The organism is Stenotrophomonas sp. 05L414_2, assembly GCF_056397905.1.
Genome location: NZ_JBFTOJ010000022.1, coordinates 52,609 through 62,729 on the forward strand (window position 1 = coordinate 52,609; position 10,121 = coordinate 62,729).

The 10,121-nt window shown below is 67.7% G+C and carries 7 protein-coding genes; 5 read left to right on the forward strand and 2 right to left on the reverse strand.

From position 1 onward, the window contains the following. Positions 1-129 precede the first annotated feature (129 nt). A complete protein-coding gene (locus tag AC1DJN_RS05210; RefSeq protein ID WP_478038944.1) occupies positions 130-2,892 on the reverse strand; it encodes a TonB-dependent receptor in 2,763 nt (920 codons plus the stop codon). Positions 2,893-3,177: 285 nt separating this feature from the next. On the opposite strand from AC1DJN_RS05210, the gene AC1DJN_RS05215 reads away from it, so the two are divergent. Together AC1DJN_RS05215 and eda are read left to right on the forward strand one after the other, a co-directional pair. Continuing rightward, a complete protein-coding gene (locus tag AC1DJN_RS05215) occupies positions 3,178-4,197 on the forward strand; it encodes a sugar kinase (RefSeq protein ID WP_478038945.1) in 1,020 nt (339 codons plus the stop codon). After that, positions 4,184-4,822 (forward strand): bifunctional 4-hydroxy-2-oxoglutarate aldolase/2-dehydro-3-deoxy-phosphogluconate aldolase, encoded by a 639-nt coding sequence (gene eda / locus AC1DJN_RS05220; RefSeq protein WP_099844519.1) that lies wholly within the window; start codon positions 4,184-4,186, stop codon positions 4,820-4,822. Before AC1DJN_RS05215 ends, eda begins: the two co-directional genes overlap by 14 nt. A 51-nt stretch (positions 4,823-4,873) precedes the next feature. Here eda and AC1DJN_RS05225 read toward each other — a convergent pair whose 3' ends face one another. Beyond that, positions 4,874-6,724, reverse strand: a complete 1,851-nt coding sequence (locus AC1DJN_RS05225) for a sigma-54-dependent Fis family transcriptional regulator (RefSeq protein ID WP_442251649.1) — start codon at positions 6,722-6,724, stop codon at positions 4,874-4,876. 222 nt (positions 6,725-6,946) lie between these two features. Between AC1DJN_RS05225 and adh the strand changes: the two genes are divergently transcribed. From adh to AC1DJN_RS05240, 3 genes are all read left to right on the forward strand, one after another. Then, the gene (gene adh / locus AC1DJN_RS05230; protein ID WP_442251650.1) at positions 6,947-8,476 is read left to right on the forward strand and encodes an aldehyde dehydrogenase; all 1,530 of its coding nucleotides are present in this window, start codon (positions 6,947-6,949) and stop codon (positions 8,474-8,476) included. Between the two features lie 74 nt (positions 8,477-8,550). Further along, a complete protein-coding gene (adhP, locus tag AC1DJN_RS05235; protein WP_025875513.1) occupies positions 8,551-9,579 on the forward strand; it encodes an alcohol dehydrogenase AdhP in 1,029 nt (342 codons plus the stop codon). 104 nt (positions 9,580-9,683) lie between these two features. Then, positions 9,684-10,073: a hypothetical protein gene (locus AC1DJN_RS05240; protein WP_025875515.1), complete on the forward strand. Its 390-nt coding sequence runs from the start codon at positions 9,684-9,686 to the stop codon at positions 10,071-10,073. Positions 10,074-10,121 lie beyond the last annotated feature (48 nt).

A 10,121-nucleotide genomic window follows, 5' to 3' on the forward strand; every position in this document is an offset into this window, starting at 1 on the left:
TTCCTTTCAACGGGCGACGGCCGGCGAGGGCCGCCGGACCGTAGCAAGGCCACGCCGCGACGGCACCTTGCGGCGCAGCAGCGGTCGTGGCGAACGACGGCGTGCCGGGTGGCACGCCGTCGGCGTTGCTCAGAACTTGTAGCGCAGCCCCAGCAGGTACTGGCGGCCGGTCTCGGTGTACTGCAGCGGCAGGCGACCGGTCAGCGGCGAGTACACCCACTCGTCGGACGCTTCGTTGGTCAGGTTGATGCCTTCCAGGCTCAGTTCCAGCTGGTCGCTGATCTTGTAGCGGATGGATGCATCGAACACCGTGGTACCGGYCATTCCGTGGTAGCCATCGAGGTTGAAGCCGGTTTCCTGGCCCGGTGCCTGGGTCAGGTAGTCATCGCGGTTGGTGGCCGAGATGCGCCCGGCGAACTTCTCGCCCTCATAGAACAGCGTGGCGTTCCACGACGACTTCGACAGGCCGGTCAGGTCGGTCTTCATCACCGGCTGCCCGGCCGCGTTGATGTACTGGATCTTCGATTCCACCCAGGTGTAGTTCAACTGCATGCCCAGGTTGGCCCACTTGCCCGGCAGGAAGGTGAAGGGCTGGGTGTAGTTGGCCTCCACGCCGTGCAGTTCGCCGCCCGGGGTGTTGACCGGCTTGCTGTAGGTGAAGTCATCGGTGGCCGAGGCGCCGGTGCCGACCAGCAGCGAAGCCGGCAGGCCGCTGTCACTGTACGGACGCACTTCGCGGGTGGTCTGTACGAAGCTCTCGATGTCCTTGTAGAACAGGCCGATGCCGGCCATTGCGCCCTCGGCGAAGTACCACTCGAAACCAAGGTCGACATTGGTTGCGCGGATCGGATCCAGCATCGGGTTGCCGCTGGAGATGGTGCGTGCACCACCGGCCACGGCCACCGTCGCGCCCGGGGTCAGGCTGCCCAGCCCCGGACGGCTCATCACCTTGGCCGCACCCAGCCGGATCAGGAAGTCCGGGGTGACTTCCGCCACCAGGTTGAACGAGGGCAGGGTGTCATCGTAGGTACGGCTGACCGTGGTTTCGACGGTGCCGTTGGCCAGCGTCGACTGCCCGGTGGCCGACTGCTTGGTGCGCACGTAGCGCACGCCGAAATTGCCCGACAACGGCAGCGAGCCCAGTTCGGTGGAGAACTCGCCCATCAGGTAGGCGCCACGGTCCTTCTCTTCGACGCTGCGCACATTGTTGGCGCGCGGGGCGACGGCGAAGGTGCCGCTGTTGCTGTAGATGTCGAGCTGTTCGGCGATCGCATCCAGGTCCGGCACGACCCAGTTCGACGGACTGCCGCTGATGCCCTTCAGTCCGGCCTGCTCGGTCAGGTTCACCGGCACGATCTTGTTGCCGCCGGCGAAGTTGGGCACGGCCAGTTCGCTGGCGCGGCGCAGTTCGACGGTCTTGAACGTGTAGTCCTTGGCCAGCACGCCGCCCTTCAGGCGGAAGCCCGGGCTGATGTTCCAGTTGAAGTCGATCTGGCCGGTGTCGAAGTCGTTGTCCACGTACTGCGGACGCAGGCGGATCTCGGCCAGTTCCCAGCCGTTGGGATTGGTCGGGTCGATGCCGTAGTTGAGGATCGGCGCACGGCTGTTGCCGCGGTAGTCGTAGCTGTAGCCCTTGACGTCGTACTTGTCCATGATGACGGTGGTCTGCACCGGGTTCTCGTGCTTGGAGCGCGAGATGCCGATCTTGCCGGACAGGGTGAAGTCATCACCGAAGCGGTGCTGGCCGTTCAGCGCGATCTGCTTGAACTCGGTGCTCCACTCGTCGTGGCGGTTCTCGGTGCGGATGTCGACGTTGTCGAATTCGCCGTAGAGCAGTGCGTTGTCGCGGATCTCGCCGTTCTTGACGATGGTGGTCGGCTTGCCCGACAGGCGTGCGCTCGCATTGGCGCCACGGCTGAAGGAAATCGCCTCGATGTAGTGCTCGTCGCGCGTTGCGTCGATCTTCGAGTACAGCGCATCCAGCGAGATCTCGGTGGCGTCGTTCGGCTTCCACTGCAGCGAACCGGTCACGCCCAGACGCTTCTGCTCATGCTCCATCTGCACGTAGCGCGGGAAGCGCGGATGGAACACATCGGCGCCACGCGCGGCGGCGAACGGCGAGGACGCGGCGAAGTTGCCGTTGCTCGGGCCGTTGGCCCAGCGACCGGTGTTGGAGCCTTCCTCCAGCGCCTGGCGCTCGGAATAGGCCACCGACAGCAGCGCGCCGAAGGTGCCATCGGCGAAGGTGTTGGAGATCAGCGCGGCAATGCGCGGATCGGCCTTCTCGGCCATCGCGTTGTAGCTGGCCTGGCCACTGGCGGCGAAGGTGAACCCGTCGTAGTCGAACGGACGCGCGGTGCGCAGATCGACGGTGGCGCCCAGCGAGCCTTCCTCGACATCGGCCGAGGCGGTCTTGCGCACCAGCAGCTGCGAGAACAGGTCCGAGGCGAACACGTTGAAGTCGAAGCCACGGCCGCGGTTGGTGCCGCCGCTCTGGTCACCGGCGCCGACCGTGGTCAGCGCTTCCATGCCATTGATGCGCACGCGGGTGAATTCCGGGCCGAGGCCACGCACCGAGATGTTGCGGCCTTCGCCGGCCTCGCGGGTGATGACCACGCCCGGGATGCGCTGCAGCGACTCGGCCAGGTTCAGGTCGGGGAACTTGCCGATGTCCTCGGCAACGATGGCATCGACCACGCCGGCTTCGCCGCGCTTGATGTCCAGCGCCTTCTCCACGCTGGCGCGGTAGCCGGTGACGGTGACCGTATCCAGGTCGGTGGCGTTCGGGTTGGCGCTCTGCTGCTGCGCGCCGGCGTTGCCTGCCAGGGCCAGTGCGACGGCCAACGCGAGCAAGGTAACCGGTGTCTTTTTTTCATGGTTCCGAGAATGCATGCCTTTCCCCTCTCCCAAAGGTCTGGTATCGCGGCTGTTTCAGCGGGATGACACCGCTGGTCAGGCCGGACGTTAACAGCACGTTCCCGATCCGGCATCTTGCACCGCAACAGATCTGAAATGTCTCCAAGACGCTTGCAGGACAGTGCTTCCAACAGTTTGGTAGGCTAAGGGCAAGGATGGGCGGGATTGAAATGACACCGCTAGCCAATTCCACGCCCCACGCGTGGTCCACTACCACGCCGCCCAGTGTCACATGCGGGCGGCACGCGTGAAGGAGCAGAAATGGGTCGTATCGTGTGTTTCGGGGAACTGCTGCTGCGCCTGGGTGCGCCCGGTCGCGAACTGCTGCTGCAGTCGCCGCAGCTGCAGGTGCATGTCGGCGGTGCCGAGGCGAACGTGGCTGTCTCGCTGTCCCGCTTTGGACATGACGTGGCCATGGTCAGCACCGTCGCCGGCAACGCCCTCGGCGCGCATGCGCTGGCCGAACTGCGCCGGCATGGGGTCGATACGCGCGGCGTGCGCGAAGATGCCGAAGGCCGCATGGGTCTGTATTTCCTGACCACCGGCGCGGTGCAACGGGCCAGCGAAGTGGTCTACGACCGTGCCGATTCGGCATTCGCCAACAGCACCGCCGCCGACTACGACTGGCCCGCACTGCTGCAGGGCGCGCAGTGGCTGCACCTGTCCGGGGTCAGCCCGGCGCTGGGCGCGGACGTGGCGCAGGCCACCCTGGCCGCAGCGCGCGCTGCGCGTGCACTGGGCGTGCGCGTGTCCTTCGATGGCAACTTCCGGCCGAAGCTGTGGCAACGCTGGGGTGGCGATGCGCGGGCGATCCTGCACGAACTGTTCGCGCAGGCCGACATCGTCTTCGCCGACTACCGCGATATCGAAGTCATCCTCGGCCAGCGTTTCGAACAGGCCGACGTGGTCGCGCGTGTGGAAGCGGCGGCAGCGGCCGCGTTCGAAGCGTTCCCGCAGCTGCAGTGGATGGCCTGCACCCAGCGCCAGACGCTGAGCGTGGACCACCATGCGCTGGGCGCGCTGCTGCTCGGCCGCGATGGCACCCGCGCGCAGGCCCCGGTACGCCAGCTGCAGGGCATCGTCGACCGCATCGGCGGCGGTGATGCCTTCGCGGCAGGCATCCTGCATGGCATCCTGTCGGCCTTCGATGCCGACGCCACCGTGCGCTTCGGCCTGGCCGCCGGGGGCCTGAAGCATTCCATTCCCGGCGATTTCAATCCCGTCAGCGAAGCTGATGTGTTGGCCCTGRTGGGCGAGGAGCGATTCGATGTCCGGCGCTGATCCACGCGTTCGTGCGGTACTGAAACTGGCACCGGTGATTCCGGTGTTCACCCCCGATGACATCGACGATGCGGTACAGGTCGCGCAGGCGCTGTTCCGTGGCGGCCTGCCGGTGATCGAGGTGACCCTGCGCACGCCGCGCGCGCTGGAAGCCATCAAGGCGATGGTCGAGGCCGTGCCGGATGCGGTGATTGGTGCCGGCACCGTGCTCGATGCCGCGCAGATGCAGGCGGTGAAACAGGCCGGCGGCCGCTTTGCGGTGTCGCCCGGGGCGACCCCACGGCTGTATGCCGCCGCGCGCGATGCCGATCTGCCCTACCTGCCTGGCGTGGCCACCGGTTCGGAGCTGATCGTCGGCCTGGAACACGGCCTGGACACCTTCAAGTTCTTCCCGGCGGTGCAGGCCGGTGGTGCCGCGATGCTGTCGGCGTGGCACGGCCCGTTCGGCGATGTGCGCTTCTGCCCGACCGGCGGCATCAGTGCGCAGACCGCCAGTCAGTTCCTGCATCTGCCCAACGTGCTGTGCGTGGGCGGTTCGTGGCTGACCACCGCCGCGCTGATGCAGACCCGCGACTGGGACAGCGTCGAGCGCCTGGCACGCGAGGCCGCGGTGCTGGCGGGCTGATCCCTCGGCCCCTGCTGGAGCCGGGCACAGACCCGGCGCCAGCGCATCCGCTCAGCCGCGTGGCGTACCCAGCCGGCGGTACAGGGTGCTGCGGTTGATCCCCAGCCGCTTGGCGGCCGCGCTGACGTTGCCCTGGCACTCGGCCAGCGCCTGGCGCATGGCCGCCTCGGCGATCTCCTCCAATGCCCCGCTGGCAGGCACTGCGGGCGCGGTGGGCGTGCCAGCACGTACGTCCGCGGGCAGCAGCTGCGGGCCCACCGGTTGCCCCGGCTCAGCCAGTGCGGCCAGCGTGCGCAGGCAGGCACTCAGCTGGCGCAGGTTGCCGGGCCAGGCATGGGCGGCCAGCGCCGCGCGGGCCTGCGACGACAACGCATGGCCCTGTCCCAGCTGCTGCCACAGGGCATCCACCACGGCAGCGCGATCGGGGTGCTGCCGCAACGGCGCCAGGGTCACCACGTGGTCGGCGATGCGGTAATACAGATCCGCACGGAAGCGACCGGCATCCACCGCCTGCGGCAGTTCGCAGTGGCTGGCGCAGACCAGTGCGAAATCCAGTTTCACCGGCTTGCCGCCGCCCAGCGGTGACAGCTCGCGTTCCTGCAGCACGCGCAGCAGGCGCGGTTGCAGCGCCAGCGGCATGTCGCCGATCTCATCGAGGAACAACGTACCGCCCTCGGCCTGCCGCAGCAGGCCCGGGCTGCCCTGCCGGCGCGCACCGGTAAAGGCACCCTCCTCGTAGCCGAACAGCTCTGCTTCGATCAGGCCTTCCGGCAGTGCCGCGCAGTTCACCGCGACGAAGGGCTTTCCCGCACGCGTGCTGCGTGCGTGCAGTTCCCGCGCGAAGACTTCCTTGCCGGTGCCGGTCTCGCCCTGCAGCAGCACCGGCAACCCGGCCTGCAGCACGCGTCCTGCGGTGGCCAGTTGTTGTTGCTGCCCGCTATCGAACAGTGGGCCCTGCGCTCTCGCCGGCAACGGCGCGGTCGGTCCAGGCGTAGCCACACTGCGTCGCGACGCACGGGCCTCGCGCACGCCGTACAGACGACGGCCCTGGCGATCAAGCAGCACGCCGTCATCTGCCAGCCGCGACAGCGGTTGTTCGAACAGCGCTTCGTACGGCGTGCGGCCGATGTCCTGGCGATCCAGCCCGAACAAGGCAAGGCCGGCACGATTGGCCGCGACCAGGCGACCGCCGCGGAAGCCGAGCACGCCTTCGCGCGCACTGCCCAGCAGCGCGGGTTGATGATGCAGGCGCAGCAGCTCGCAGTCGGCCAGGCCGTCGGCGAAACCGCGGTGCTCGATCTGCGCTACCGCCTGCCGCACCAGCGCCAGCGCGTGCACATGTGGCAGCCGCGCGTCGCCGGACACATCGAGCACACCCAGGCACTGCCCGTAGGGATCCAGGATCGGCACGGCCGAACAGGTGAGGATGCCGTGCGGGGCGAAGTAGTGCTCGCCGCCACGCACCTGCAGCGCGCGCCCGTCCACCAGCGCGGTGCCGATCGCGTTGGTGCCGACCGTGCCCTCGTCCCAGCGCATGCCCGGCATCAGCGCGACACGACCCGCCTTGTCGAGGAAACCGGCACTGCCTTCGGCGTCGAGGATCCAGCCGTCTTCATCGGTCAGCAGCACGATGCTGCCGCTGTGGGTCATTTCCGCCGCCAGTCCATCCAGCTCCGGGCGCGCCTGTCGCCACAGGCGCTCGCGGCGCTGGCGCAGTTCGCGCAGGCGGTTGTCGGTCAATGGTTCGGCGGCCGGCTGCGCATCCACCAGCAGGCCGTGCCGTTGGCAGCGTTGCCAGGAATGCAGGATCGCCTCGGGCACCGCGCCGACGGGCGCAGCGCCGCGCTCGAAGAAGCTGCGCCGGGCACTTCCCAGGCGGGGATCGGGAGCAAGCGGGGACACCGACAGCCTCCTGTGTCGCACATTGCGACAGTTGTTGCGGGACCTGTCCCGATTAACAGCACACCCCGCGTCGGCCTGCAACGACCGCGCCTGCTGCGCTGCCGCAGGGCGCGCGACAGGATGACCGACGGCCGGGCGGTGAAGGCGTGATGCAGCGCAGCAGGCCACAGTTGGCATCGTCCTTGCGCCTGTGGAAACACCACGTCCATCTCAGGAGCCGTCATGAACGCCGTACCGTCCACCCGCCCGCATGCCACCGATCCGCGCTCCCTGTTCAAGCCGCGCTATGGCAACTACATCGGTGGCGAATGGATCGCCCCGCGCAGCGGCCGGTACTTCGACAACATCTCGCCGGTGAACGGCCAGGTGTTCACTGAAGTTGCCCGCTCCAACGCCGAGGACATCGACGCCGCACTCGATGCCGCGCACGCCGCAAAGGACGCCTGGGGCCGCACGTCGGCCGCCCACCGTGCGCTGCTGCTCAACCGCATCGCCGATCGCATCGAACAGAACCTGGAACTGCTGGCCCACGCCGAGACCTGGGACAACGGCAAGCCGATCCGCGAGACGCTCAACGCCGACGTGCCGTTGATGGCCGACCACTTCCGCTACTTCGCCGGTTGCCTGCGTGCGCAGGAGGGCAGCCTGTCGCAGATCGACGACGACACCGTGGCCTACCATTTCCACGAACCGCTGGGCGTGGTCGGGCAGATCATCCCGTGGAACTTCCCGCTGCTGATGGCGGCCTGGAAGCTGGCGCCGGCGCTGGCCGCCGGCAACTGCGTGGTGCTCAAGCCTGCCGAGCAGACCCCGGCGTCGATCCTGGTGCTGATGGAGGTGATCGGCGACCTGTTGCCGCCGGGCGTGCTCAACGTGGTCAACGGCTTCGGCCTGGAGGCGGGCAAGCCGCTGGCCAGCAGCCCGCGCATCGCCAAGATCGCCTTCACCGGTGAAACCTCCACCGGCCGCCTGATCATGCAGTACGCCAGCCAGAACCTGATTCCGGTGACGCTTGAGCTGGGCGGCAAATCGCCGAACCTGTTCTTCGCCGACGTGATGGCCGAGGACGATGATTTCCTCGACAAGGCGGTGGAAGGTTTCGTCATGTTCGCCTTCAACCAGGGCGAGGTCTGCACCTGCCCGTCGCGCGCACTGGTGCAGGAATCGATCTACGAACGCTTCATGGAGCGTGTGCTCGAACGCGTGGCAGCGATCCGCCAGGGCAATCCGCTGGACCCGAACACCATGGTGGGTGCGCAGGCATCGGGCGAACAGCTGGAGAAGATCCTGTCCTACATCGCCATCGGCCGCGAGGAAGGCGCCGAGGTGCTGATTGGCGGTGACAGAGCCGCGCTCGGTGGCGACCTGGCCGGCGGCTTCTATGTGCAGCCGACCGTGTTCAAGGGCCACAACGGCATGCGTGTGTTCCAGGAGGAGATCTTCGGGCCGGTGGTGTCGGTGACCACGTTCAGGACCGAAGAAGAAGCGCTGCAGATCGCCAACGACACGCTGTACGGGCTGGGTGCCGGCGTCTGGAGCCGCGATGCCGCGCGACTGTACCGGGTGGGCCGCGCGATCCAGGCCGGGCGGGTATGGACCAACTGCTATCACGCCTACCCGGCGCACGCCGCGTTCGGCGGCTACAAGCAGTCAGGCATCGGCCGCGAGAACCACCGGATGATGCTCGACCACTACCAGCAGACCAAGAACCTGCTGGTCAGCTACGCACCGAAGAAGCTCGGCTTCTTCTGAGGATTGATCGGGATCAAGGCGCGGGCATGGGGCCGGCGCCATCCTGTCTGCAAGCGCACTACGGAGAAGCACGCATGAACAGAACCATGAAGGCCGCCGTCGTCCGTGAGTTCGGCAAGCCGCTGGTCATCGAGGAAGTCGTGGTACCGCGCCCGGGGGCGGGCGAGGTGCTGGTCAAGATCGAGGCCTGCGGCGTCTGCCACACCGACCTGCACGCCGCCGAGGGCGACTGGCCGGTGAAACCGAACCCGCCGTTCATCCCCGGCCACGAGGGCGTGGGGCACGTCGTGGCCGTGGGAGGCGGGGTAGGGCACATCAAGGAAGGTGACAGGGTCGGCATCCCCTGGTTGTACTCGGCGTGTGGCCATTGCGAACACTGCCTGGGTGGCTGGGAAACGCTGTGCGAAACGCAGCGCAATACCGGCTACTCGGTCAACGGCGGCTTCGCCGAGTACGCATTGGCCGATGCCAACTATGTCGGCCTGCTTCCGAAGGAAGTGGGCTTCGTGGAGATCGCACCGGTGCTGTGCGCCGGCGTCACCGTGTACAAGGGCCTGAAGGTCACCGACACCAAGCCCGGTGATTGGGTGGCCATTTCCGGTATCGGCGGYCTCGGCCACATGGCCGTGCAGTACGCCCGCGCGATGGGCCTGAACGTGGCAGCAGTGGATGTGGACGACGCCAAGCTGGCCCTGGCCAGGCGCCTGGGCGCACAGGTCACCGTCAACGCGCGCACCACCGATCCGGCCGCGTTCCTGAAGAAGGAGATCGGTGGCGCGCATGGTGCGCTGGTCACCGCGGTTTCGCCCAAGGCCTTCGAACAGGCGCTGGGCATGGTCCGTCGCGGCGGCACTGTCTCGCTCAACGGCCTGCCACCGGGCAACTTCCCGTTGGACATCTTCGGCATGGTGCTCAACGGCGTCACCGTACGCGGCTCGATCGTCGGCACCCGCCTGGACCTGCAGGAATCGCTGCAGTTCGCCGCCGAAGGCAAGGTTGCCGCCACGGTCAGCACCGACCGCCTGGAGAACGTCAACGAGGTGTTCGCGCGCATGCACGCCGGCACCATCGAAGGCCGCGTGGTGATCGACTTCGCTGCCTGATCCCCTGTGCATGGCCGCCGTGTCCGTTTCCCTCTCCCACGGGCACGGCGGCCATGCCGATCTGCCGGCAGCGCCGCGCACCCCGGCGGCCGTACAATGCGCGCATGCCCGGCACGCTCAAGACCGTCTTTCTCTCCCTGCTCGCGCTGATCGGCGCGCTGCTCGCGCTGGCCCTGGTCAGCAGTGCCGCGGGCTGGCTGCCATCGCTGCTGCGCATGACGCCGGGAAGCGAGGCCCAGCTCGGCTGGGACCTGGCATTCACCGTGCTGGGTGGCATCGCCGCCATTGCCTTCGCCACCTATTACGCGCCGTGCTGGCCACGCGCGCATGGCACCTCGATCTGGTCACTGCTGGTGCTAGGCGCGGGCTATGGCCTGTGGGTGATGGGCGGCGACTTCCCGCACTGGTTCGTCATCGGCCTGCTGGTTTCGCTGCCGGTGCAGTTGCTGCTGGGCTGGTGGTTCGGCCGTCGCGCATCGCGCGATCGGCGCTGAGCGGATACCGGTAGTGCCGGCCGCTGGCCGGCAACCTCGATTACCCGG

Bases quoted from the DNA above. Each gene is read 5' to 3' on its own strand.
- adh (WP_442251650.1), top strand. From the start codon at position 6,947: ATGAACGCCGTACCGTCCACCCGCCCGCATGCCACCGATCCGCGCTCC.
- eda (WP_099844519.1), top strand. From the start codon at position 4,184: ATGTCCGGCGCTGATCCACGCGTTCGTGCGGTACTGAAACTGGCACCG.
- AC1DJN_RS05240 (WP_025875515.1), top strand. From the start codon at position 9,684: ATGCCCGGCACGCTCAAGACCGTCTTTCTCTCCCTGCTCGCGCTGATC.